Origin of the sequence: Bartonella sp. TT110JLCBS, assembly GCF_042193405.1 — a bacterium.
In the GTDB taxonomy this organism is placed as follows: Bacteria; Pseudomonadota; Alphaproteobacteria; order Rhizobiales; family Rhizobiaceae; genus Bartonella.
On sequence record NZ_JBHILT010000299.1, the window covers coordinates 1 to 233 of the forward strand.

The 233-nt window shown below is 42.5% G+C and carries 1 protein-coding gene; it reads left to right on the forward strand.

The window, feature by feature from the left end:
* Window positions 1–19: 19 nt before the first annotated feature.
* Window positions 20–233, forward strand: a 214-nt coding sequence (locus tag ACFILW_RS11000) for a hypothetical protein (RefSeq protein WP_375685854.1), incomplete at its 3' end; no start/stop codon positions are given.

Consider the following 233-nt stretch of genomic DNA (forward strand, 5'->3'; position numbering starts at 1 on the left):
ACCGGCCATTCGGAAACTGATGGATTCCAGTTTCCGGAAACAACATACTTCAGTTTCTGGAAACCGAATCTTGATTGATAATGACGGAGCAAAAGAAATAATAGCTCATTTTGAGAACTCATCATCGGAAACCGTTTCCGATAGTAACCAGAAACCAGAAACGGAAATTGAGAACAAACAATCAGAAACCGAAAGCGGAAACCGCGAAGAAACGCGCAATGGCGCGAATGATA